The sequence below is a fragment of the Pseudomonas endophytica genome (genome assembly GCF_001411475.1).
GTDB classification, from domain to species: domain Bacteria; phylum Pseudomonadota; class Gammaproteobacteria; order Pseudomonadales; family Pseudomonadaceae; genus Aquipseudomonas; species Aquipseudomonas endophytica.
The window spans coordinates 56,767-82,451 of record NZ_LLWH01000112.1 but is presented as its reverse complement, the minus strand read 5'-3'; the positions used below and the strand labels follow the sequence as shown (position 1 = coordinate 82,451).

The window sequence follows — 25,685 nt, the reverse complement described above, 5'->3', positions numbered from 1 at the left end:
CACGGGGAGCTGTTAAGTAAACGTAGGATTTAGCTAGATATTTAGGCGTTTATTTGCCCGGTTGTGACTGAATATTTCAGTGTTGCAGCTGCAATGGGCTTTAAATCTATATGAGAATTACTATAAATTGCGTCGGTATAAGTGCCATCATCCTGTCGCTAACTCATTCGGCCTGTGGCTGCGCTCATGGAATGTTGCCGCTGCTGTTGCGGCCGGGAGTCATGTTGGAAAACTACTATCGCGAACTGGTGAGTTTTTTGAGTGCCAGGTTGGGCAGCGCTCAAGCGGCTGAAGATGTGGTGCATGACGCTTACGTGCGGGTGTTAGAGCGCACCAGTCATGAGCCGATTGAGCAACCCCGGGCGTTTCTGTATCGCACAGCGCTCAATTTGGTGATCGACGGCCATCGACGCAACGCTTTGCGGCAGTCTGAGCCGCTGGAGGTGCTGGACAACGAAGAGCGTTTTTTCAGCCCCTCGCCGCACTTGTTAATGGACCATGAGCAGCGTCTGGCGCTGATTCAGCAGGCACTGTCCGAGTTACCAGCCGCGTGCCGTGACAGCTTCTTGCTGCGTAAGCTTGAAGGCTTGTCCCACAATGAAATTGCCGAGCGTCTCGGGGTTTCGCGCAGTGTGGTTGAAAAACACATCGTTAATGCCATGAAGCATTGTCGGATTCGGATTCGCCAGTGGGAAAAGTCTTGAGTTGATTTTCTCAATTCGATTCGTAGCCATCTGCAGAACAGCGCCTAATCAGTCGTAGATGGCCCCCAAACTGAACTCTTGCTGAAGGGAAATCTGATTCATATAGCAGAAGCTTTCCTACGGTTTACTCTCCTAAATGCCGGGCGTAAGCTGCCGGCGTTTTCAACAACTACGCAGGTCCTAAGTGAGTGACAGTTCGAGTGACAGGTGTCAGCCGACTCTAAATGTCGGCACATTCTCGGCAAGCTAATACGCAGATTCCCCTGCTGTTACTTGCTGATCAGCGAGTAGCGGCATCTTAAGCGAGGGTTAGCATACCCCGCGTCGAAGTCCTCTCAATTGACACTAAAACGTGTATGACCGACGCCTTGCGGTGTTGCTCGCGAAACGTCGTGCGCGCGCGCCTGTTGGCACGGGCCATGTGCTTGGCTGTCACGCGCTCAGGGCTTCGTTGACCGTTAGGGAAAGCCTCATGAAACTCTGTTTAATGCCGATTCGCCGTCGCCTGCACCGACCCGCTTTGCCAGATAGCCTTGGCGCCAATTATTGACGGCGGGCATCAGGTCCGCCTCCCGAGACTTAAAAAATGAATGATGACTCGAGATTTAGATCGCCTGCGTAGGCACTCTCAACAGAGTGACTACGTGGGCGTCGCAGGGGTAGCACCATGAAACTCACTCTGAAAGAATTTTTCGCAGGTTTTCTGCGCACTCGCCATATTGGTCGGCACTTTCGCCGTTTGGTCGTGCTCGATAGCCTGACCAACACGACAGTCAGCCGCGAAGTCCCTCCCACGTTGGCGCACACGTTGGTGACCTGCGCCAATAGCGACAGCGCGGCGTTGATCGACACGCTCGGCACCCACACTGACGGGCTCAGCGAGGCCGAAGTCGAAGCACTGCGTCAGCAACATGGGCTCAATGAGATTGAGCACGAACAGCCCCTCAGTCGTTGGGTGCATCTGTGGCATTGCTACAAAAATCCGTTCAATTTGCTGCTGACCTTGCTCGCTGGCGTCTCGCTGGCTACTGATGACATCCAGGCGGCAGTCGTGATCAGCACCATGGTGGTGCTATCGACCTTGCTGCGTTTTTGGCAAGAAGCCCGGTCAAATAAAGCGGCCGATGCGCTCAAGGCCATGGTAAGTAATACCGCCACGGTGCTGCGGCGTGATTTCAGCGCAGAAGCATCGCCGATGTTCGGCAAGTTCTATGGCGCAGCGCAGCACATAAAAGGTGCGCAACGCATTGAGTTGCCGATTAAACACTTGGTGCCAGGTGACCTGATTGTGTTGTCGGCAGGGGACATGATCCCCGCAGATTGCCGGGTGTTGAGCGCCAAGGACTTATTCGTCAGCCAAGCGGCTATGACGGGTGAGTCGATGCCAGTGGAGAAGTTTGCGCATCACTCTGACAACCAAACTCTCAACCCGCTGGAGCTAGAGAATATTCTGTTCATGGGCACCAACGTGGTGTCTGGCGCCGCCACGGCGGTGGTGCTGAAAACCGGTAATAACACCTACTTTGGCGCTCTGGCGCAGCGTGTCGGGGCGACTGATCGCGGCCCAACCTCGTTTCAGACTGGGGTTAACAAAGTCAGCTGGTTGTTGATCCGTTTTATGTTGGTGATGGCGCCGCTGGTGCTGTTCATCAATGGTTTTACCAAAGGTGACTGGACCGAAGCATTGCTGTTTGCCTTATCAGTGGCGGTAGGGTTGACGCCAGAAATGCTGCCGATGATCGTGACCTCGACGCTGGCCAAGGGCGCGGTGTTTCTATCGCGCAAAAAAGTCATCGTTAAACGCTTGGACGCGATCCAGAACTTTGGCGCGATGGATGTACTGTGTACTGACAAAACCGGCACCTTGACCCAAGACAAAATTTTCCTAGCTCGGCATGTGGATGTGTGGGGTGAGGAGTCTGATGATGTGTTGGAAATGGCTTACTTAAACAGCTATTACCAGACCGGTCTGAAAAATCTGTTGGACGTCGCGGTGTTGGAGCATGTTGACGTGCATCGTGAATTGAATGTGGCCACGGCCTTCAACAAAGTGGACGAGATTCCATTCGATTTCACCCGCCGCCGAATGTCGGTAGTGGTGGCCGAGCAAGATCAGCCCCACGTACTGATTTGCAAAGGCGCGGTCGAAGAAGTCCTATCGGTATGTAAGAACGTTCGTCACGGTGATTCGGAACACGCCCTGAATGACGATCTACTGGCACGTATTCGTCAGGTGACTGCGGCGTTCAACGAGGAGGGTTTGCGGGTAGTGGCGGTGGCTGCGCGCCCGATGCCTGCGGGCCGTGATACTTACAGCTTGGCGGATGAGCAAGCGCTAACGCTGATTGGTTATGTCGCGTTTTTGGATCCGCCAAAAGAGAGCACTGCGCCCGCACTCAAAGCGTTAGCCGAGCACGGTGTGGCGGTCAAAGTGCTGACGGGTGACAACGAGTTAGTGACCGCCAAAATTTGCCGAGAAGTGGGCCTAGAGCAGCAAGGCTTGCTAATGGGCAATGACATCGAGCGCATGAACGATGCCGAGCTGGCAGCCGCCGTCGAAACCACTAACGTTTTTGCCAAGCTGACCCCCACCCATAAGGAACGCATCGTGCGTTTGCTCAAGGCTAATGGCCATGTGGTGGGTTTTATGGGGGACGGCATCAACGACGCCCCAGCGTTACGCACGGCTGATATCGGGATTTCGGTAGACAGTGCGGTGGATATCGCCAAGGAAGCGGCAGACATCATCCTGTTGGAAAAAAGCCTGATGGTGCTAGAGGAGGGCGTGCTGGAAGGCCGTCGCACCTTCGCCAACATGCTCAAGTACATCAAAATGACCGCCAGTTCGAACTTCGGCAACGTGTTCTCAGTGTTGATTGCCAGTGCATTTATCCCGTTTTTACCGATGTTGCCGATGCACCTGCTGGTGCAGAACTTGCTGTACGACGTGTCTCAAATCGCGATTCCATTTGATAACGTCGATGACGAGATGCTGAAAAAGCCACAACGTTGGCAGCCGGGGGAAGTCGGGCGTTTCATGCTGTTTTTTGGGCCAATCAGTTCGATATTTGACGTACTGACCTTTGGCTTAATGTGGTACGTGTTCAACGCTAATACCCCTGAGCATCAAACCCTGTTCCAGTCGGGCTGGTTTGTGGTCGGGCTGCTGACACAAACCTTGATCGTGCACATGATCCGCACACCGAAAATTCCGTTCTTACAAAGCCGTGCGGCGATGCCGCTGATCGTGATGACGGGGGTGATCATGGCCATCGGTATTTTCCTGCCAATGGGGCCATTAGCCAGTTACTTCAAGTTGGAGGCACTGCCACCGCTGTACTTCGTGTTCTTACCGATCATCTTGCTGGCCTACATGGGGCTAACCCAAGCGGTTAAGGGCTTCTACATCCGCAAATTTGGCTGGCAGTAAAGCCTGCGCAGTGGCTCAGGTTCGGCTCGCCATTGGGCTTCAGGCTTTTGAGCCTGAAGGTGCGACGAGACAATGCCTAAGGGGATGTTATTCATCCCCTTGGGAAATTCCCTACAAGGCAAGTATCAAATTCCCTTCTCGTAAGTGATAACTGAATAGCGATCATCCGCGGCTGGATTTCAATCGGGTATCGGTATGGTGCGTTTAAATTACGGTGAGGATGCAAAGGGGTTTTGTAGGAAATCTCCTATACTTCTTCTGTCATTCATTGAAACGTCAAAGGTGAGATTTTTACGCGCAAATCTATCCAAAAAGATAGTTTGTTCTGGCGTGACTTCCGCTTATGACCGTGCTGGCAGGGGGGCAGATGTATAGCGTCTTAATTGCTGATGATCATTCCTTAATCCGTGCGGCTGTACGAATGCTCTTGGAGAACCAAGGGTTTAACGTCGTGGCAGAGGCGATGAATGGAACTGATACGGTGCACTTGGCACGTCAGCACGCGGTGGATCTCATTATTCTGGACATCACCATGCCTGGCCTTGATGGCTTGGAAGTGATCAAACGGATTAGGGCGTGTGGGTTGAAGTGCCGCATTTTGATCCTCACATCTCAATCATCGTTGCTGTACTCAATGCGTTGCATGAAAGCAGGAGCGGCAGGGTACGTGACTAAAGATCAGGAGCTCAGTGAGTTGATTAGAGCGGTCAAAAACATCATGGACGGTTATACGTTCTTCCCGAATCTGGCGATCAGTTCGGTTCGTCACAGCGATGCAACGTTGTCTGACCTTGAGTTGATTGAACGTTTATCTTCACGCGAATTGAGTATTTTGCAGCAACTTGCCCGAGGCGCGAGTAACAAACAGATTGCACAGGACATGATCCTGAGTGACAAAACCATTAGCACTTATAAGTCGCGTCTAATTGAAAAGCTCAATATTAAATCGGTTGTGTATTTAGCGGATTTTGCTAAACGTAATGGCTTGATTTAAATGAATGTCCTTGTGCGTCAGGGGCTTTTAATCATGCTGCTGATGCTGAGTTTGCCCTGCGCCGTTGCACAACCGACGGTGCAGCCGTTGCAATTGCTGGGGCGTTCAAATGTTGAAGCCTATAGCGTGAAGCTTGAGGTCTCAGACTGGCAATGGCTTAAACAGCACGGCACCTTGCGCTTGGGTATTTCAGCACCTGATTACGCGCCTTTTGATATGACGGGTAACGATCAGGACTTTGAAGGTCTGACGGCAGACTACGTGCAGCTGTTGTCCGAGTTATTGCAGGTTAATGTTGACGTTAAGCGCTATGCCTCAAGGGCGCTGGCGATAGACGCACTTAAGCGTGGCGAATTAGACCTGCTAAGTAGCGCCAATGGGTTTGAAGCGCAAGATCGCGATTTAGTGTTGAGCCAAGCTTATGCCGACGATTCGCCGACGCTGGTGACCCGCAGGGGTGACCAACAGGCGTTGCCAGCCGATCTGGCAGGCAAACGCTTGGCCATGCTCGATCACTATTTACCGCCACAAAACGTCAAGGCGTTTTATCCCAAAGCGGTTCTGCAGTTGTATCCCTCGACATTGAGTGCTATTGGCGCTGTTGCGTTTGGTCAGGCTGATGCGTACCTCGGTGATTTCATCAGCGCCAACTACCTCATCAACAAAAACTATCTCAACAACGTGCAGTTGGCTGATTTCTCGCGCATTGAAGTAAGGCCTTTTTCGTTTGCGCTGCAGCGGGGCAACCCCCGGTTGCTGAGTATTATCAATACCGCCCTGGCGGTGATACCGGCCAGTGAGAAGATCACGATTTTGCGTCGCTGGAGCTCAGAAGGTGCGCAAGTGGGTAGCCATTCACGCCTGAGCCTGACGCCTAATGAGCAGCGTTGGTTGGCTGAGCATCCGCGCCTACGGGTGGCAATCAATGATCAATACCGACCACTGTCCTTTATTGACGATCAAGGCGTATTTAAAGGCGTGAGCGCTGATGTCCTGTTTGCGATTAGCGCCCGTACCGGTATCGAGTTTGAGGCAGTTAAAGGCAACTCGGTGCAGGACCTGATTGGGCTGGTGAGCAACGGCAAAGCCGACGTCATCGGCGCCTTTACCCCCAGTACTGATCGAGCGTCGCAGTTACTGTTTACCCGGCCTTATCTGACGACCCCTTTTGTGCTGGTCACGCGCTCCCTTCCTGAAGGCCCTCGTACCTTGGATGAGATGGCTGATAAGCGTTTGGTGCTGGTGCGCGGTAATGTACTTCGAGCGTTTGTGTCGCAACACTATCCGCGTATTCAGTTGCTTGAAGCAGACAATGCCGCCGAGGCCATGAAGTGGGTGGTTGAAGGTAAAGCGGATGGCGCCATCAATGCGCTGATTAGTGCGAGCTATATGATTTCGCAACGTTTTAGTGAGCAGTTGCACATCACCAGTACGATCGGTACTCAGCCGGCGCAGATTGGTTTTGCCACTGCCCATGATGAACCCGAGCTCAATTCAATTCTGGACAAGGCGTTACGCAGCATTACCCCTGAGGACATGAGCGTGCTGACCAGCCGTTGGCGCGATGATTCGCGTGAAGGTGACAGTTACTGGTTGCGTAATCGGGCGGCGATTCTCCAAGGCTTTGCTATTGCGGCGGCCCTGCTGTTGGTAGCGCTGGGGTGGATTGCCTACTTGCGCAGATCTATAGCCAAGCGCCAGCAATTGTTAGAGCAACTGCAAATGGCCAAACAACGTGCAGACGAAGCGAACCGCGCCAAAACGACATTTTTAGCGACCATGAGTCATGAAATCCGCACGCCTATGAATGCGGTGATCGGGATGCTTGAGTTGGCGATGAAAAAAGCCGATCAGGGTGTAATGGATCGCTTGGCAATTGAGGTGGCGTCCAGTGCTGCACGCGAGTTGCTGGATTTAATTGGCGACATTCTAGACATCGCACGCATTGAGTCCGGGCATCTGTCATTAAGCCCTAAGCCCGCTAATGTTGAGGGCTTGGTGACGTCGGTCATGCGCATGTTTGATGGCTTGGCGCGGCATAAACATCTGAGCTTGGTTTATGAAAAATCTGCGTCGGCAGCGATTGTCGACGTCCTGATCGACCCTATGCGCTTCAAACAAATTATTTCCAATGTAATGAGTAATGCCATCAAGTTCACCGATCAGGGCGAGGTGCGGTTGACGTTATCCGTGCAGCCCGATGCTGATGGGGCGCAGGTGCAGATTGGCATCATCGTTGAGGACACGGGTGTTGGGATTAGCGAGCAGGATCAGCGTCGGCTTTTTAGTCCGTTTGTTCAGGCCAGCAATAACAGCCAGTCGGCGCGCAGCGGTTCAGGGCTTGGGTTGGTGATTTGTCGCACGCTGTGCGAAATGATGGGCGGCACGATTCATTTGAGCAGTCAGTTGTCAAAGGGAACGCGGGTTGAAATAACGCTCAACCAGCCAAGCTGTACAACTGACGCTGGGCAGCCGGTTGTCGAGGCTGACAGTTTGGCTCTGCCGCGTTCGCTGAGCGTGTTAGTGGTGGATGATTACCCGGCCAACCGGCTGTTGCTTGCCCAGCAGTTGAGTTATCTGGGGCACCGCGTTCAAGATGCCGAAAATGGCGCCCAAGGGTTTGCTGCATGGCGCGCAGGTAGGTTTGAGGTGGTCATTACCGATTGCAACATGCCCGTTATGAATGGCTATGACTTGGTCCGCGCTATCCGTCGCGACGAGGCTGAACGAGCGCTTGAACCGTGTCATGTCGTCGGTTTAACGGCCAATGCGCAGCCCGAAGAAGTTGAGCGCTGCCTACAAGCCGGTATGGATCAGTGTCTGTTTAAGCCAATCAGCTTGCAGGACTTAAACGTTTGTCTAGCCGCCGGGACGTCAGGGTCATCACACATGGCTTGTGCCGAGCCTGTTTCAGATAAGCGCGATGACATTGATCTGGCCTACCTCAAACAATTGGCGCAGTGCGATGACCTACAGGTGCAGCAACTGCTCACTGATTTAGCCGCGAGTAACAGTCAAGACCTTGTGCGCTTGATTCAGCTGTTTGTGAGTGACGATGTTGAAGGGTTGGCAGCACTGGCACATAAGATTAAAGGTGGGGTTGCACTGGTCAACGCTAAAGCGTTAGTGCGCTGTTGTGAGCAACTTGAAGCCGCATGCGTACGGGCAGATCCGCCGTTAATCACGGCCTGTGTTGATGCACTGCATTCGGAGATGGAGCACTTTGGTGAGGCGCTTATGGTCTATCTGAAGGAAGAGCACTCGTTTTAATTTGTAGAAAAATTATTTTATGAGGTGTACACAATCGCGCGATTTGTCGTTACGACGGGCTGTTTTGCTAAGCGTTTAAGCACAATAAAACCAGACGACGGGCACCATCATGCCAAATAAATCTTTACGAATACTCATCGCCGACTCGGATAACGACCAGGCGTTAAAAATAGAAAGAGCGCTCAATCAAGCGGGATACTTCCGCGTGGCCCCTTTGCGCGGCAACGATGCATTGAAAGGGTTGCGTGATGCAAAGGCCGGTGTTTTCGACTTACTGTTGATTAGTCAGAAAATGGCCGGTGGCGCGGGTGTCGATCCAGCGCACTACCATCGGGAAAACGCGCAGTTTTGTCATATCCGCATTTATCAGGATGCGGATGCGTTGATCGCTCACTTAGTGGCAATAATGAAGAACATTGACCCGCCAGAGCGCATTTGATTTGAGTACTTGTTTGCGCCACTGCCAGCACGCTAAGGTTTGAGGCTAGGTCAACAACACCCGCCCTTATGGAAGATGTGCAATGTCGCAAGTGTTAATCGTACAAGCAAGTTATACAGACCCGGTGCACGCTCAAGCACTCAGAGATGTGTTGAACCACTACGCCCAAGACCCAATGGGTGGCGGGGTGGCGCTGCCTGTTGAGGTGCTGGAGCAATTGCCTGGCGAATTGGCCAAGCGTCCCCATGCGTTTAGTGTGCTGGCTTTTGTGGATGGACACGCCGCAGGCTTGGTGAACTGTTTTGAAGGCTTCTCTACATTTGCGGGTAAGCCGCTGGTTAACGTCCATGACGTCTCGGTGGTTGATACCTATCGCGGTTTGGGGTTAAGCCAAAAAATGTTGGATAAGGTTGAAGACATTGCCCGCGAACGCGGTTGCTGCAAAATCACCCTCGAAGTGCTTGAGGGCAACCCTGTTGCCCAAGGCTCTTACCGCAAGTTTGGGTTTAGCGATGGGCAGTTGGACCCGAATCACGGACGCATGTTGTTTTGGAAAAAATCGCTCTAACAGCCACGCAAACGGCCGTGCAGACAGAAACAAAGGGGCGCCGGTTGCGCCCCTTTGTGTGTTCACAGATTAAGTGCAGTTTGTTGCTTAGGCGGTTTGGGCTTGATCAAGCTGAAGTCGATCAAGGCTTTTTGCGCACGTGTGTACGGGTTACCAATCAGTTGCGCACGCGCCACAAATGCGTCGCTTACTAGGCTTTTTTTGTCATCCAACTCTTTTGCGCTTAGCCCGGCCAAGTCTGCCCAGGTGTGGATGAACTGTGAGCTGCTGTAGGGGCGGCTTAAGTCGCTAGCGAAGTTCCAAGCGTGGTCTGCGCGCCACTTGGGTGAGGCCCACACCATAAATGGAATGGTGTACATCGGCGCAGTTGGTTTGGATTCATTGCGCCCTAATGTGTCGTGGCCGACTGAGTCGAACACGTCCTCACCGTGGTCGGACAAATACAGCAGAAAGCCATTCGGGTCGGTTTTAGCGAAGTCTTTAATCAGGCTCGACACCACGAAGTCGTTGTACAGCACTGCATTGTCATAGCTGTTGTAGGTGGGCACTTGGTCGTCGCTCAACCCAGCAGGAGCACCGGTACGGTCGGTGAATTTGTTGAAGGTGGGCGGATAACGGTACTGGTAACTCATGTGCGTGCCGAGCAGGTGAATGACGATCAGTTTGCGCGGTGCGCTGTCGGCCAGAATTTTATTAAACGGCGCTAAGACATCTCCGTCGTATTGGCGGGCATTTTGGTTGCGGTTGTTGTTGAGATAGACCTGTTGATCAGCTTGCTCAGAGAAGGTGGTGAGCATGGTGTTGCGTTTTGTCATGGTCTGCTGGTTGGTGACCCAGAAGGTTTTGTATCCCGCTTGCTTCATCACACTGACCAATGACGGAGTGCTGAGGTACAAGTCGGGGTTATCTTCGTCAGCAAACGTCAACACTTGCTGCAAGGCTTCGATGGTGTAAGGACGCGGCGTGATGACATTGTCAAAGATCGCCAGTTGATCGCGCATTTTGTCCAAGTTAGGCGTGGTTTCACGCGGGTAGCCATACAGGCTCATGCGTTGCCGGTTGGTGGATTCACCAATGACCAGCACCAGCGTGGTGGGTTTGCCGGCTTCTTGATCTTTAAGGTGAGTCAGAGGCGGGATTTTGCTGGCGCTAGCGAGCATGCCTTGCATGCTGTCCAACTGCTGTAGATAGCGACGATACGCAACCACCATCTGCCACGGCACCGCGGGTTCGACTCGGCTTTCAAAGCTCTCAAAGGCTGAGGCGAACGTGTCATGTTTAAGGGTTTGTTTGATCAGCGGGTAGCCCACCACGGCGAGTAAAACTGCCGCTGCTGCGAGCCACGCTTGAGCGCGAGGCAGGTATACCGGGCGCAGACGCGTCCATAGAAACACCGCGAAGGCGGTGTGGGCCAAGAAGGCCAGCACCATCCACCAAGCGAAGTATTGAGTCATGTATTCGCCAGCTTCAGAGGTGTTCGACTCGAACATGATGAAGATGACGCTTTGCGAGAACTCTTGCTGATAGATAAAGAAATAGCCCAAGCTGGCCATTGAGCAGGCCCATAGCACCACGCCAATGACCGCGGCCAATATTCGGGTGCGAGCCGGGAACATCAACATCGGCGCCAGCCAGACGGCGCTCATCACGAACGCTTGACGGAAACCTGAAAAGCCGGAGGTGCCCGTCAGAAGTATCAATAACTGAGTGATGCCGGAAAAGTACCAGAAGAATAGAAACAGCCAGCCCAAACCGGCCCAATCGAATCCACTCGCAGATGCATGACTGCGCTTAAACAACCCCATAAAGCACTCCAACCGCTAACAACTTGAATGGTTAATGCCGTCATTGCCGACACAACACGTGAGAGCTGTCTGTAAAGAAAACAGCCGCAAAGTGATTAATTGTCACGAAAGTGATGTGAAAACTTTGTTCGAGATGCGAGCTAGAAGGGCTGAAGGTGGTTTCAGGCGTGAACGCAGACTTTTAGGGGCTTACTCGTCATCCGTCCACTGTGCGTATTCAATCGGGAATCTGTCACCCCGCTTGTGCGAAACTATGCGCCATGCGATAGGACTAATCCTTAGCCGAGCATCTTAAGCCTCGTTGAACTAAGGTGCTGTACACCTATTTATTTGCCGTTGGGAGCAACAGTACATGCAGTTGGGAATTATTGGATTGGGCCGTATGGGCGGGAATATCGCACGGCGTCTGATGCTCAATGGGCATACAACCGTGGTTTTTGACCGCAATACCGACTTCGTCAGTGCCCTTGAACAAGACGGCGCTACCGGCGTTGCTGACTTACCCGCGCTGGTGGCTGGCTTGGCCAAGCCCCGCGCTGTATGGGTCATGCTGCCGTCTGGTGCGCCGACCGAGGACACCATAGAAACCCTGAGCCAATTACTCGATGCCGATGACATCATCATTGATGGCGGCAACACGTTTTATAAAGATGATATTCGTCGTTCTAAAGCGCTGGCTGAAAAAGGCATTCGCTATGTCGATGTCGGCACTTCGGGCGGTGTATGGGGGCTGGAGCGCGGTTACTGCATGATGATCGGCGGTGACACGGCAGTGGTTAAACATCTGGATCCTTTGTTCGCCGCTTTGGCGCCAGGATTGGGTGATATCCCTCGCACTAAAGATCGTGTGTCTGACGATGCTCGCGCTGAGCACGGTTACATCCACGCCGGCCCAGCGGGTGCAGGGCATTTCGTCAAAATGGTGCACAACGGCATTGAGTACGGCCTGATGCAGGCTTATGCCGAAGGTTTCAACCTGATGAAAATGAAGGGCGGCGAAAACCTGCCTGAAGAGCAACGCTTCGACCTGAACTTGGGCGATATCGCTGAAGTATGGCGACGTGGCAGCGTCGTGTCGTCTTGGCTGTTGGACCTGACCGCCGATGCCTTGGCCGTTGATGCGCCGCTGGACGGTTATTCGGGGGCCGTGGCAGACAGCGGTGAAGGCCGTTGGACCATTGAGGCCGCCATGGAGCAGTCAACACCGGTGCCTGTTCTGTCAAATGCCTTGTTTGCCCGTTACAGCTCACGCCAGCAAAGCCTGTATGGCGACAAATTGTTGTCGGCTATGCGCTTTGGTTTCGGCGGCCACGTGGAGACGCCTAAAAAATGACCCAACTGTCCAGCAAGTCGAACGTTAAACCTGCGCCTCCAACGACGCTGTTTTTGTTTGGGGCCCATGGTGATTTGGTAAAGCGCTTGCTCATGCCTGCGCTGTACAACTTGACTCGGGACGGTTTGCTGGACGACGGCTTACGCATTGTGGGGGTTGACCACAATGCGATCAGCGATGAGGGCTTTGCTAAAAAACTGGAGGACTTCATTCGTACTGAGGCCGCCAGCAAGGTCCAACATCCTGATGGTCAGGGCTTGAGTGCCGACTTATGGGCCCGCTTGGCGAAGAACATCAGTTATGTGCAAGGCGATTTTCTCGAAGACAGTACCTATGAGGCGCTGGAGCAGAAGATCTTGGCCAATAGCACAGGTAATGCGGTGTTCTATCTGGCCACGGCCCCGCGTTTTTTCAGCGAGGTAGTGCAGCGGCTGGGGGCCAGCGGGCTGCTTAAAGAAACCCCGGATGCCTTTCGCCGGGTAGTGATTGAAAAACCTTTTGGCTCGGATGTCGACACCGCGCAAGCGCTTAATGCTTGCCTGTTGAGTGTGATGAGCGAGAAGCAGATTTATCGAATTGACCATTATTTGGGCAAAGAAACCGTCCAGAACATTTTGGTCAGTCGTTTTTCCAATGGGCTTTTCGAGTCCTTTTGGAACAACCATTACATTGATCATGTGCAGATCACGGCCGCTGAAACAGTGGGGGTCGAGACCCGTGGCAGTTTTTACGAAAACACCGGCGCTTTGCGCGACATGCTGCCCAATCATCTGTTTCAACTGTTGGCGATGGTCGCGATGGAGCCGCCCGCTGCGTTTGGAGCAGATGCGGTGCGTGGCGAAAAAGCTAAAGTGGTTGGGGCGATTCGCCCATGGTCGCCTGAAGACGCACGCAAAAACTCGGTTCGCGGTCAATACACGGCGGGTGAATCGGGTGGTAAGCCTGTGCCTGGTTATCGCGAAGAAAACAACGTGGCCGCTGATAGCACGACCGAGACGTTTGTCGCACTCAAAGTGATGATCGATAACTGGCGCTGGGTGGGTGTGCCGTTTTACCTACGCACCGGCAAACGCATGAGCGCACGTGACACTGAAATTGCAATTTGCTTTAAGCCTGCGCCGTACGCGCAGTTCCGCGACACCGAAGTTGAGCGCTTGAAGCCTAACTATTTACGTATCCGCATCCAACCCAACGAAGGCATGTGGTTTGACTTGCAAGCCAAACGCCCAGGGCCGGGTTTGAATATGGCCAATATTGAGTTGGGTTTTGCCTACAAAGATTTCTTCGAAGTCCAGCCCTCTACAGGCTACGAGACACTGATTTATGACTGCCTGACGGGCGATCAAACGTTGTTTCAGCGTGCCGATAACATTGAGAATGGCTGGCGCGGAGTACAGCCTTTTCTGGATGCGTGGCAAGAAAATACCGATGTTCATCTCTATAAAGCGGGCGAAGATGGGCCGCAGGCTGCCAAAGATCTGTTGGCTCGGGATGGCCGTGTGTGGCTCAACATAGGATGAGCGAGATGACCCAAGAGCCGATTCAACTGGTGCTGTGCGATATGGACGGCACCTTGTTGATGCCAGATCACAGCATCAGTTCACGGACGTTGGCGGCGGTTAAGGCATTGCAGGCGATGGGGGTGTATTTCACCTTGGCCTCTGGCCGACCGCCTAAAGCCATGCGCGATCAGATCAAACAGCTGGGTATAGAGCTACCGAGCGCAGCCTTTAACGGCGGGGTGCTGGTCCATGCCGATGGCAGCTACTTGCAATCGTATCCATTGCCCTATGAAGCAGTGAAAATGACGTTGCAGATACTGCTGGCGCAACCTGAAGTTGAAGTGTGGGTATTTGCCGACGATCAGTGGATATTGCGCGATCCCCTTGGGCCCATGGTGCCTCGAGAGCATGCGGCGTTAGGGTTTGATCCGCTGGTCGTGACAGATTTCGAGGCGTATAGCCAGCGTGTTGAAAAAATTGTAGCTGCCAGTGGCAATGCTTCTCTGTTGATTGAACTTGAGCATCAGTTACAAGGCGCATTGGGCGATCAGGCGATTGCCAGTCGCTCGCAGGCTTTTTATCTGGATGTGACGGCCCTGCAGGCGAACAAAGGCGATGCCTTGGTGACGTTGTCCGGTCTTTTAGAGGTGCCGCTGGCTAACACCTTGGTGATCGGTGATGGAGGCAACGACCCTGCCATGTTCAAACGTGCAGGCATATCGGTCGCCATGGGCCAAGCAGATGGAGAGATTCGCCGTCAGGCCGACTACGTGACGAGCGCTAATGATGAAGAGGGTGTGGCGCAGGCACTTGAACGATTTGTCCTGAAACGTTAGTAGCTGTTTCAGGTGTCACTTTGTCCGATTTTTGGCGTAATCACGGTCTTTTTTTGCGGGCGGTGCTTGTTATAGTCGGCCGCTCATTGACCGGCGGCAGCGCCCAATAAAGGATTCAGGTTATGTCCGACTACCAGGCTTTTAAGGTTGAGTTAAACGACAATATTGCACACGTGATCATTAATCGACCTGAGAAGGTTAATGCAATGAATGCGGCGTTCTGGACTGAAATCGTCGAGATTTTCCAGTGGGTTGATGAAACCGATGCCGTCCGTGTAGTGGTGATCAGTGGCGCAGGTAAGCACTTCTCTGCGGGTATTGATCTGATGCTGCTGGCTTCGGTAGCTAACGAATTGGGTAAGGATGTCGGGCGCAACGCTCGTCTGCTTCGGCGCAAAATTTTACAAATGCAGGCTTCTTTTAACGCCGTCGACCAGTGTCGAAAGCCCGTCTTGGCGGCTATTCAAGGGTATTGCCTAGGCGGCGCTATTGATTTAATCGCCGCCTGCGATATGCGTTATGCGGCTGAAGACGCGCAGTTTTCGATCAAAGAAATTGACATGGGCATGGCGGCTGATGTCGGCACCTTACAACGTTTACCGCGCATTATTGGTGACGGAATGCTTCGCGAGCTAGCCTTTACAGGGCGCATGGTCGCCGCCGAGGAAGCGCGCAACATTGGCTTGGTCAACCGCGTCTACAGTGACCATGAACGTTTGCTGCAGGGGGTGATGAGTATTGCTCAAGACATCGCCAGTAAATCGCCGATAGCGGTGGGCGGTACCAAGCAGATGATCAGTTATATGCGCGATCACCGTGTCGATGATGGCCTTGAATATGTTGCCACTTGGAACGCGGCCATGTTGCAATCCACCGACTTGCGTTTGGCGATGGCTGCGCATATGAGCAAACAAAAGCCTGAATTTCAGGATTGACGCGCTCGCCGCGTCGCACCTCAACTTGACTTGGGATGTTGTGATGATTTCGCGTTGGATTACGGCAGTACTGGACACTGACCTTGCTGGCGGCCTAGCCGTAGTGCGCGGCCCCGAAGGTTTTTTGCTCGATGACAATGGCCCGTTGTTTCCACGTGAATGGCTCAAACGTCAGCCGCTTGCGGTCATGGCTGAGCATGGTATTGGCCACTTGGACGGGGAGCCGGTGTATCTGCTCGAGCTTGGGGCGGCTGCCGACGTTGAAGGTTGTCATTGGCAAGGGCTGCGTTCGTTCATGTTGCAAGGCGATCACACGCTCTACAAAGTGCTGGGTTACGCCGCGCAAATCGGCACTTGGGCCCGTGAGCATCGGTTTTGTGGCAGTTGCGGCCAGGCTATGACGCAAGTGCCAAGGGAGCGCGCCATGTACTGCGCCACTTGCGACTTGCGCAGCTATCCGCGTATTTCACCAAGCATGATTGTGTTGATTACCCACGGTGATGAAATCCTGCTAGCCCGTTCGCCACGTTTTGTGACGGGTGTTTACAGCACATTGGCTGGCTTTGCCGAACCCGGAGAGTCTGCTGAGGACTGTTTGATTCGCGAAGTGCGCGAAGAGGTGCAGGTTGAGGTCAAGAACATTGAGTATGTGGGCAGCCAGTGCTGGCCGTTCCCGCACTCGATGATGTTGGGTTTTCATGCGCAGTATGCTGGGGGACAGATCGTCCCCCAGGCCGATGAGATTGAGGATGCGCAGTGGTTCAACATTCACCACTTGCCGCCGCTACCCGCGTCGCGCTCGATTGCGCGATATCTCATCGACCTTTACGTGGCGAGGCGTTTAGGCCATGCCGAACCAGTGTTGCCAAGCTAGGCGCACGGTCAGTCCTAAGACCACGGTGATAAACACCGGGCGAATGAATTTGGCCCCGCCGCTGATTGCGCTGCGGGCGCCAAAGAAGGCTCCGACCATGACGGCAAAACCCATGGTCAGACCGATGATCCAGTCCACGTGCCCTGAAAAGATAAAGATCGACAGTGCCGCGATGTTACTGACGAAGTTCATGCTGCGAGCCACACCGCTGGCCTTTACCAAGTCGATGGGGTACAGCAGCATGCTGCTGACGGTCCAGAACGCACCTGTTCCCGGGCCAGCAACGCCATCATAGAAGCCGAGGCTAAAACCTTGGGGCAGTTGCCATTTCTTTTTGATCGGTGCGTCGTTGTCGATAGGGGTTTTGGGTGTACCACCGAACAACAAGTACAGACCGCAAGCGAAGACAATCACCGGCAGCATCTTGTTGAGCCATTCTGCGGGCATGTAATGGGCGGCGATAGCGCCAATTAGGGCGCCTGCCAAGGTGCCAAAAATAGCTAACTTCCACTCGCGGGGGTGGAATAACTTGCGGCGATAAAAAGTAAAGCTGGCAGTGGCCGAGCCGAAGGTCGAACTCAACTTGTTGGTGCCTAACACCAAATGCGGCGGCAAGCCTGCTGTCAGCAGAGCAGGGGTAGTGAGCAAACCCCCGCCTCCGGCGATCGCATCAATAAAACCTGCGATAAATGCAACGGCGGCCAGAATGGCCAAGGTGGTCAAATCTACGCTGAGGCTGAGATCAAAAGGCATGAGGTCGACTTAATTCGGCGGGACGTGTGCGCGATGCGCTCGTGAAGGTCGCCATCTTACCCATAACGGTGCGTAGCTGCGACAAAGTGTTGCAGGGGTGACAGCCCCTCTACTCAGCGCGCTAGCTGTTAAGTCGGACTCAGCAGCAGCCGTCATAAGGCCGCTGCTGCTTTTCTCAGAGGGATTGTTGCAAGTAGGGCGAGGACGTTGTTGTGTCAGATCGGCGCGTATTCACTGAAAGCGCGCCTAGTTTTATAAGGCGTGTGCGTGTCACGTTGCGACTTAAGCCCAAGAGTTTGGCCGTGTGTACCTGGTTGTGATGGCAAAACTCGTAAGCCGCACGCAGCAGGGTGTCTTCAACTGTTTCATGCAAAGCGCCGGGTTCTTCTTCGAAGAGTTTTCGAAACGCCCGTTGCAGCAGGTCCAGTGCGCCGTCTTGCGATTGTGTATGTGAAGGCGTGGGGGCCTCATGGCGCCTCACACGCGAGGATGACAAGCGCAGATCTTGCACGGTTATGGTCTGGTTGCGGCATAGCAACAGACTGTGGTGCATGACGTTTTCGAGTTCACGAATGTTGCCTTGCCAAAGATGTTGCGTCAGAGCCTCTTCAGCGCATGGGCTTAAAGTTGTCGGTCCGTGCTGCAAGCGCTGTCTGTAGGTGTGCAAGAAGTGTCTGGCCAGCGGCAAGATATCTCCTGGACGTTCGCGTAATGGATGCAGTTCTAGGCTGACCACATTGAGTCGGTAATAGAGATCTTCTCGGAAGTGTCCCGCCTCAATGGCTTGCTCGAGGTTCACATTGGTGGCTGCCAGCACTCGAACATTAATCGGTGTGCTTTTGCGCGAGCCGAGCCTTACGACTTCCTGTTCTTGCAAAACGCGCAGTAATTTCACTTGAATGGCTAGCGGTAAATCGCCGATTTCATCTAGAAACAGCGTGCCGCCATCGGCTTCTTCAAACCAGCCTGCTTTAGCCGCCAATGCGCCCGTAAATGCGCCTTTCTCATGACCAAACAATTCTGCTTCAACCAGTGATTCGGCAAACGCTCCGCAGTTGACAGCGACAAAGGGTTGTTTATGGCGATGGCTGAGTTGGTGAACGTGCCGAGCCACCAGCTCTTTGCCTGTGCCTGTTTCGCCAATGATTAATACGCTGGCGTCACTGGGCGCTATTTGCCGTAGGTGCGCTAATAATGCCCTGGACACTGGGTCTTCAAATACTTGGGCTGTTGCCCTTATAGAAGTCGCGAGTGCAGGAGTGGACGGTAACGTTAATAGCTGCAATGGACAGCTCCTTTTATCGGGGGCTCTGCCCACAAAAGGAAAGCCGAAGATGACGTTATAAAAGCATTTTGTTATTCCGTAAACTAACGTAATTCCATATTTATATATCCTTATGGCATATAAGACCTGTACAAGACTCTGCTTTTGGCGCTTCATAAGGCCATGGGCAGACGGTTTTCTGGATTTGGGAATGGTCCTACATCCTTTCTCAGCCCTGCCTCTTTTATTGGCTTGTTCAATCGAGTATTTCTAATCGCCGCGCTTGTAACGTGGTTTAACTTTTCTGCTATCAGGCATTGCTTGATTCCGGAACGCGCTCTGTGGATGTGCACAATGAACAAACGACCTCTTTATTTCGATTACGCCGCCACCACGCCTGTGGACGATCGTGTCATTCAGGTGATGGTCGATTGTTTAGGCTTTGAAGGTAATTTTGGTAATCCGGCGTCGGGTTCGCACTTTTTCGGGCAGCAAGCCCGGCTTTCCGTAGAGCTCGCTCGTGAGCAGGTTGCGCAGTTGGTCAATGCCAAGCCCGAGCAGATTATTTGGACTTCAGGTGCTACCGAGTCAAATAACTTGGCGTTGAAGGGCGTTGCCCAAACCAATCGGGAATCGCGCGGGCACATTATTACCAGTCAAATTGAGCATAAAGCGGTATTGGATACGGCGTTATTTTTAGAAGAGTCAGGTTTCGATGTGACGTACTTGGCTCCAGACCACGATGGGTTGGTGAGTGCTGAGAAAGTTAGTGCGGCTCTGCGTAATGACACGCAGCTGGTATCGCTGATGCTGGTCAACAATGAGTTGGGAACGGTGAACGATATTCCCGAAATTGGGCGGCTTGTACGCGAACATGGCGCTTTGTTTCATGTTGATGCAGCACAAGGCGCAGGCAAGGTCGCAATCGATCTTGAAGCGTGGGCGGTAGATTTAATGTCCTTTTCGGGGCACAAAATTTACGGACCTAAAGGTATTGGCGCTTTGTATGTTGGGCCGCGGGCGCATGATCGTTTACAGGCGCAGATTCACGGCGGAGGTCATGAGTCCGGGTTGCGTTCTGGTACCTTGGCCACGCATCAGATCGCTGGTATGGGAGCGGCTTTTGCGCTTGCTCACGAGTCGTTTGGCTCGGAGTTGGCACATATCCAGAGGTTGGGTCAGCGTTTGCTCAAGCAGTTGGTAGGGATAAGCGGACTCCAGTGCAATGGATCTCCAACCAAACGAATCCCTCATACGTTGAGCCTGACATTCAGCCAGGGGCATTTTAATAGTTCGGCACTAAGTGCTGTGCTGGCGTATTCAGCAACCTCCGCGTGTAACTCGGCTAGCAAGGCGCCGTCACATGTACTGCTTGGCATCGGCCATGACGCCGAGAGGGCCGCTAAAACTATCCGTTTGAGCCTTGGGCGTTTTACACGTGAGCAAGATATTGATAATGCGGCAGATGCTATCAAGGCGGCAGTGGAAGCCCCTGCGCCTTTTTGGGCGGTTGCCCAGTCTTGATGACTGCTCCATTATCCGTCGAGAAGAACACTAATCGAGGCCAGCAGGAGAGAGGATGAGTATTCAGTCGTTGAATCAGGAATCTGTGGTGCAGCGTTTGGCGCTTACTCGCGCCGTGATGGAACAGAATGGCATCTATGCGCTGTTGGTTCCGTCCGCCGATCCACACCTCTCCGAGTACTTACCTGTCTACTGGCAGGGGCGCCAATGGCTATCGGGCTTTCAGGGTTCGGTGGGCACGCTGATCGTGACCCCGACCTTTGCCGGATTATGGGCTGACAGCCGTTACTGGGAGCAAGCAAGTAAAGAGCTTGCCGATAGCACAATCGAATTGGTCAAATTGCAACCCGGCCAACCAGGTCCTTTGGAGTGGTTAGCTGAACAAGCTCCTGCAGGTGCGACAGTTTCTGTTGATGGCGCGGTCTTTGCCCTGGCCTCAGCGCGAACTCTGGAGGGCCAGCTCAACGATCGGGGCGCAAAGTTGCGCACCGATATAGATGTATTGAACTTGGTATGGACTGATCGTCCCGAACTCCCGAATCAGTCGATTTACGAGCATTTGCCGCCTCAGGCGACGGTAAGTCGTGTAGACAAGCTAAACCTGTTACGCGAAACACTTCATGCACGTAACGCCGATGCACATTTCATCGCAACGCTGGATGACATTGCTTGGCTATTCAACTTGCGTGGCTCTGATGTCTCTTTTAATCCGGTCTTTGTTTCGTTCGCATTGATTGAGTCTGAACGGGCGACCTTGTTTCTTGACTTGAATAAAGTGGATGTTGAATTGCAAGGTCGTCTCCAGCGTGATGGCGTCACGTTACGTGATTACGCCGAGATCAACGCGGCGCTGGCAGCATTGCCAGTGACAACTCGTCTTTTGATTGATCCGGCACGAGTCACGTGTGGTTTGCTCAGCAACGTCAACAGTGAGGTCGCGTTCGTTGAGGGGTTGAATCCGACTACGATCGCGAAATCTCAAAAGAGCCTTGATGATGCGTTTCATATCCGCCAAGCCATGGAGCAGGATGGTGCTGCGCTGTGCGAGTTTTTTGCCTGGTTTGAAAAAGCTCTGGGGCATGAACGCATCACGGAGCTGACTATTGATGAGCGGTTGAGTGCTGCGCGAGCAAGGCGTCCGGGCTTTGTATCGCTAAGCTTTAATACCATCGCTGCCTTCAACGCCAATGGCGCAATGCCCCATTATCATGCGACCGAGCAAGAACATGCCGTGATTGAGGGTGACGGTTTGCTGCTTATTGATTCTGGCGGCCAGTACTTGGGCGGTACGACTGATATTACGCGCATGATTCCTGTTGGCACCCCTAGTCGAGAACAAAAGCACGACTGTACGCGGGTACTCAAAGGTGTGATTGCGTTGTCCAAGGCTCAGTTTCCTAAGGGGATTTTGTCGCCTTTATTGGACTCAATCGCGCGAGCGCCTATTTGGGCCGATAACGTTGATTACGGTCATGGCACAGGGCATGGCGTAGGCTATTTCTTAAATGTGCATGAAGGGCCGCAGGTTATTGCTTATCAAGCCAAGGCGGCTCCTCAAACAGCGATGCTGCCTGGGATGATTACTTCAATTGAGCCGGGGACCTATCGTCCAGGTCGCTGGGGAGTGCGAATCGAAAACCTCGTGTTGAATCGTGAGGCCGGAGTTTCGGAGTTTGGAGCGTTTCTGAAATTTGAAACCCTGACGCTTTGTCCGATTGATACGCGTTGCCTAGAGCCTTCGCTGCTAACGCATGAAGAATTGGAGTGGCTTGATGCTTATCACGCACAGGTACGTGATCGTTTGAGCCCGTTGCTCAAAGGGGCTGCATTGGAATGGTTGGAGACTCGAACTGAGGCGATTTCTTAAATTGCTCGACGACAATCTGTCACGTAATCGGCTAAAACGGCTACGTGACAGAGGTTTGGGTGTTACTTGCAGATAACGATCATGCTGCGGCTGGTGTAGCCGGCAGGGTTTAAACCAAAAGGATAGTCTCCAGGCTCTTCGGTGCCATCTCCCGATTTAGCGACAACGCGGTACCCTTTTTTCCCGCAAGACTTAACGGCCTCGGCGTAGCACTTTTCCCAAGACGATGATAAGCCTGAGCAGTTGATATGTAAGCCACGTTTACCTCGTTTGACGGCGGTTTCGGAGGTCGCAGCGCATCCAGTTATCATGAGCACAGCTAAAACTACCAAAAATCGTTTCATTCCTGTCCTTGAGCATTTACGTCAGATTTGCGCGGTGCGGGTATTGATTGATCATTTGATGGCTGTGATGAGCTTCTATGTCCGAAATCAGCCCGTGTCGTTTTCAGGGCGTAAACATCTCCTAATTGAGAGTCAATTACCAGAACTGTGTCAAAAGGAGGTCTACTTGTCTGTGGTAACAGGGCTTGAATGACCCCGCATTGTGAGAGTCGCGCCCACAGAAGCCATAATGATGCAGAGAATAGCTATCCACTGTGTGACGGATAGAACTTCATGTAGGAATAGCAACCCTGAAAGTGCTCCAAACGCAGGCTCAATGCTCATAAGGGTTCCAAATGTTCGGGTGGGCATGCGTGTTAGAGCAATCATCTCTAGCGTGTAGGGGAGAGCGGTTGACAAGATCGCGACACCAATAGCAATAGGAATCAAAGCTGGGTTCAACAATGCACTGCCAGCATGGACAATACCAACAGGGGCTATAAATAGTGCGGCAATTATTACGCCAAGAGCCGCTGTCTGAACGCCATTGTCTGCGCCGGCTTTTTGTCCAAAGAGGATATAAAGCGCCCAGCACACGCCTGCACCCAATGCGTAGCATGCGCCGACAAGGTCGATGCCTTGGGCACTCTCGCCTAGTGGGATGAGAAGTAAAAGGCCTGTAATTGCCAAACCGATCCAGACAAAGTCGATAGCTTTGCGTGAAGAGTAAATAGCAACGGCTAACGGACCTGTGAATTCAAGCGCGACAGCAATCCCCAGCGGTACGCTACGCAGTGACATATAGAAGAGGAGGTTCATGCCTCCTAGCGCTATTCCGTAGACAATGACGGTCTTAAGGGATTTCGCCGTAAGCTTGGCTCTCCAGGGGCGCAGTATCAGTAGCATGATGATGCTGGCAAATATCAGGCGCATGGTTGTTGTGCCTTGAGCGCCCACCACAGGGAACATGCTTTTTGCGAGGGAAGCCCCTGATTGAATTGAGGCCATGGCTATAAGAAGTAAGCCTACAGGTAATAGCGTCTTTGCGAGGCTATGGGGGGACTTTGTCATTGCGAAGTTTGCCTAGGCGATAAGTGTTATGAGGTCAGGCATCATGCTTAAGAGATGCGCTATGTGCAATATAGTGCGCAGTTTGGTGCGGATTCTTCTTATTTATAGATGCTATGAATTAAGACTTGACTCTAATTTCTAGCGGCCTATAATTCGCACCACTTCCGGCGCAGTCCGAAACGGAAAACTCCTTGAATATCAATGAGTTGGATGTGTTTTGACGGTGCTAGCTTCAAATCATCGAAGCAGGAAATGAGGTGTTGACAGCAGCGTGTAACGCTGTAGAATTCGCCTCCCGCTAACGAGAGATCGAAAGCGCAAGTGGTTGAAGTTGTTAAAGATTTCCAAATGAAACTTTGAAAACTTCTTAAATAACCGCTTGACAGTAACAGAGGCTGCTGTAGAATGCGCGCCTCGGTTGAGCGAAAGCTTAACCAACCGCTCTTTAACAACTGAATCAAGCAATTCGTGTGGGTGCTTGTGGAGTCAGACTGATAGTCAAAAAGATTATCAGCATCACAAGTTACTCCGCGAGAAATCAAAGATGTAACCAACGATTGCTGAGCCAAGTTTAGGGTTTCTTAAAAACCCAAAGATGTTTGAACTGAAGAGTTTGATCATGGCTCAGATTGAACGCTGGCGGCAGGCCTAACACATGCAAGTCGAGCGGTAGAGAGAAGCTTGCTTCTCTTGAGAGCGGCGGACGGGTGAGTAATACCTAGGAATCTGCCTGATAGTGGGGGATAACGTTCGGAAACGGACGCTAATACCGCATACGTCCTACGGGAGAAAGCAGGGGACCTTCGGGCCTTGCGCTATCAGATGAGCCTAGGTCGGATTAGCTAGTTGGTGAGGTAATGGCTCACCAAGGCTACGATCCGTAACTGGTCTGAGAGGATGATCAGTCACACTGGAACTGAGACACGGTCCAGACTCCTACGGGAGGCAGCAGTGGGGAATATTGGACAATGGGCGAAAGCCTGATCCAGCCATGCCGCGTGTGTGAAGAAGGTCTTCGGATTGTAAAGCACTTTAAGTTGGGAGGAAGGGTATTAACCTAATACGTTAGTACTTTGACGTTACCGACAGAATAAGCACCGGCTAACTCTGTGCCAGCAGCCGCGGTAATACAGAGGGTGCAAGCGTTAATCGGAATTACTGGGCGTAAAGCGCGCGTAGGTGGTTTGTTAAGTTGAATGTGAAATCCCCGGGCTCAACCTGGGAACTGCATCCAAAACTGGCAAGCTAGAGTATGGTAGAGGGTAGTGGAATTTCCTGTGTAGCGGTGAAATGCGTAGATATAGGAAGGAACACCAGTGGCGAAGGCGACTACCTGGACTGATACTGACACTGAGGTGCGAAAGCGTGGGGAGCAAACAGGATTAGATACCCTGGTAGTCCACGCCGTAAACGATGTCAACTAGCCGTTGGGAGTCTTGAACTCTTAGTGGCGCAGCTAACGCATTAAGTTGACCGCCTGGGGAGTACGGCCGCAAGGTTAAAACTCAAATGAATTGACGGGGGCCCGCACAAGCGGTGGAGCATGTGGTTTAATTCGAAGCAACGCGAAGAACCTTACCAGGCCTTGACATCCAATGAACTTTCTAGAGATAGATTGGTGCCTTCGGGAACATTGAGACAGGTGCTGCATGGCTGTCGTCAGCTCGTGTCGTGAGATGTTGGGTTAAGTCCCGTAACGAGCGCAACCCTTGTCCTTAGTTACCAGCACGTAATGGTGGGCACTCTAAGGAGACTGCCGGTGACAAACCGGAGGAAGGTGGGGATGACGTCAAGTCATCATGGCCCTTACGGCCTGGGCTACACACGTGCTACAATGGTCGGTACAAAGGGTTGCCAAGCCGCGAGGTGGAGCTAATCCCATAAAACCGATCGTAGTCCGGATCGCAGTCTGCAACTCGACTGCGTGAAGTCGGAATCGCTAGTAATCGTGAATCAGAATGTCACGGTGAATACGTTCCCGGGCCTTGTACACACCGCCCGTCACACCATGGGAGTGGGTTGCACCAGAAGTAGCTAGTCTAACCTTCGGGAGGACGGTTACCACGGTGTGATTCATGACTGGGGTGAAGTCGTAACAAGGTAGCCGTAGGGGAACCTGCGGCTGGATCACCTCCTTAATCGACGACATCAGCTGCTCCATAAGTTCCCACACGAATTGCTTGATTCATTGAA

General features: G+C 52.7%; 18 protein-coding genes and 1 rRNA gene. 14 read left to right on the top strand and 5 right to left on the bottom strand.

Annotated features, from left to right (window positions below; translation table 11 throughout):
* Positions 1-224: 224 nt before the first annotated feature.
* The 6 genes from AQS70_RS08750 (at position 225) to AQS70_RS08725 (ending at position 9,405) form a co-directional block, all read left to right on the top strand.
* Positions 225-704, top strand: a complete 480-nt coding sequence (locus AQS70_RS08750) for a sigma-70 family RNA polymerase sigma factor (protein WP_055102487.1) — start codon at positions 225-227, stop codon at positions 702-704.
* A 667-nt stretch (positions 705-1,371) separates the two neighbouring features.
* Entirely contained in the window at positions 1,372-4,134 is a 2,763-nt protein-coding gene (gene mgtA / locus AQS70_RS08745) for a magnesium-translocating P-type ATPase (RefSeq protein WP_055102418.1), read from the top strand.
* A gap of 367 nt (positions 4,135-4,501) precedes the next feature.
* On the top strand, positions 4,502-5,128 hold the full coding sequence (locus AQS70_RS08740) for a response regulator transcription factor (protein WP_055102486.1): 627 nt from the start codon (positions 4,502-4,504) through the stop codon (positions 5,126-5,128).
* Entirely contained in the window at positions 5,129-8,398 is a 3,270-nt protein-coding gene (locus AQS70_RS08735) for a transporter substrate-binding domain-containing protein (protein WP_055102417.1), read from the top strand.
* A gap of 109 nt (positions 8,399-8,507) precedes the next feature.
* Positions 8,508-8,837, top strand: coding sequence for an ANTAR domain-containing protein (locus tag AQS70_RS08730; RefSeq protein WP_055102416.1), 330 nt, complete (start codon positions 8,508-8,510; stop codon positions 8,835-8,837).
* Between the two features lie 82 nt (positions 8,838-8,919).
* Positions 8,920-9,405, top strand: a complete 486-nt coding sequence (locus AQS70_RS08725) for a GNAT family N-acetyltransferase (protein WP_055102415.1) — start codon at positions 8,920-8,922, stop codon at positions 9,403-9,405.
* 62 nt (positions 9,406-9,467) lie between these two features.
* On the opposite strand, the gene AQS70_RS08720 is transcribed toward AQS70_RS08725, so the two are convergent.
* Positions 9,468-11,210 carry a phosphoethanolamine transferase CptA gene (locus AQS70_RS08720; protein WP_055102414.1) on the bottom strand — a complete coding sequence of 581 codons (1,743 nt, stop codon included), beginning with the start codon at positions 11,208-11,210 and terminating at the stop codon, positions 9,468-9,470.
* 352 nt (positions 11,211-11,562) lie between these two features.
* On the opposite strand from AQS70_RS08720, the gene gnd reads away from it, so the two are divergent.
* From gnd to nudC, 5 genes are all read left to right on the top strand, one after another.
* The gene (gene gnd, locus AQS70_RS08715) at positions 11,563-12,543 is read left to right on the top strand and encodes a phosphogluconate dehydrogenase (NAD(+)-dependent, decarboxylating) (protein WP_055102413.1); all 981 of its coding nucleotides are present in this window, start codon (positions 11,563-11,565) and stop codon (positions 12,541-12,543) included.
* On the top strand, positions 12,540-14,063 hold the full coding sequence (gene zwf / locus AQS70_RS08710; protein ID WP_055102412.1) for a glucose-6-phosphate dehydrogenase: 1,524 nt from the start codon (positions 12,540-12,542) through the stop codon (positions 14,061-14,063). The genes gnd and zwf overlap by 4 nt, the downstream gene beginning before the upstream one ends.
* Entirely contained in the window at positions 14,060-14,881 is an 822-nt protein-coding gene (locus AQS70_RS08705) for a Cof-type HAD-IIB family hydrolase (RefSeq protein ID WP_055102411.1), read from the top strand. Before zwf ends, AQS70_RS08705 begins: the two co-directional genes overlap by 4 nt.
* A gap of 122 nt (positions 14,882-15,003) precedes the next feature.
* Positions 15,004-15,816: a crotonase/enoyl-CoA hydratase family protein gene (locus AQS70_RS08700; RefSeq protein ID WP_055102410.1), complete on the top strand. Its 813-nt coding sequence runs from the start codon at positions 15,004-15,006 to the stop codon at positions 15,814-15,816.
* A gap of 43 nt (positions 15,817-15,859) precedes the next feature.
* Entirely contained in the window at positions 15,860-16,690 is an 831-nt protein-coding gene (gene nudC, locus AQS70_RS08695) for an NAD(+) diphosphatase (RefSeq protein ID WP_055102409.1), read from the top strand.
* Here the strand turns inward: nudC and AQS70_RS08690 are convergent.
* Both AQS70_RS08690 and AQS70_RS08685 read right to left on the bottom strand, forming a co-directional pair.
* Entirely contained in the window at positions 16,658-17,443 is a 786-nt protein-coding gene (locus tag AQS70_RS08690; RefSeq protein WP_055102408.1) for a TSUP family transporter, read from the bottom strand. The two genes, nudC and AQS70_RS08690, sit on opposite strands and share 33 nt — an antisense overlap.
* 175 nt (positions 17,444-17,618) lie before the next feature.
* Entirely contained in the window at positions 17,619-18,728 is a 1,110-nt protein-coding gene (locus AQS70_RS08685; RefSeq protein ID WP_055102407.1) for a sigma-54 interaction domain-containing protein, read from the bottom strand.
* Between the two features lie 333 nt (positions 18,729-19,061).
* On the opposite strand from AQS70_RS08685, the gene AQS70_RS08680 reads away from it, so the two are divergent.
* Together AQS70_RS08680 and AQS70_RS08675 are read left to right on the top strand one after the other, a co-directional pair.
* Positions 19,062-20,231, top strand: a complete 1,170-nt coding sequence (locus tag AQS70_RS08680) for a cysteine desulfurase family protein (protein WP_055102406.1) — start codon at positions 19,062-19,064, stop codon at positions 20,229-20,231.
* Positions 20,232-20,286: 55 nt separating this feature from the next.
* On the top strand, positions 20,287-22,098 hold the full coding sequence (locus tag AQS70_RS08675) for an aminopeptidase P family protein (RefSeq protein WP_055102405.1): 1,812 nt from the start codon (positions 20,287-20,289) through the stop codon (positions 22,096-22,098).
* Positions 22,099-22,160: 62 nt separating this feature from the next.
* On the opposite strand, the gene AQS70_RS08670 is transcribed toward AQS70_RS08675, so the two are convergent.
* Positions 22,161-22,442: a hypothetical protein gene (locus AQS70_RS08670; RefSeq protein ID WP_055102404.1), complete on the bottom strand. Its 282-nt coding sequence runs from the start codon at positions 22,440-22,442 to the stop codon at positions 22,161-22,163.
* A 162-nt stretch (positions 22,443-22,604) separates the two neighbouring features.
* The gene (rhtA, locus tag AQS70_RS08665; RefSeq protein ID WP_055102403.1) at positions 22,605-23,492 is read right to left on the bottom strand and encodes a threonine/homoserine exporter RhtA; all 888 of its coding nucleotides are present in this window, start codon (positions 23,490-23,492) and stop codon (positions 22,605-22,607) included.
* Positions 23,493-24,093: 601 nt separating this feature from the next.
* Here rhtA and AQS70_RS08660 point away from each other — a divergent pair.
* A 16S ribosomal RNA gene (locus tag AQS70_RS08660) occupies positions 24,094-25,630 on the top strand.
* Positions 25,631-25,685 lie beyond the last annotated feature (55 nt).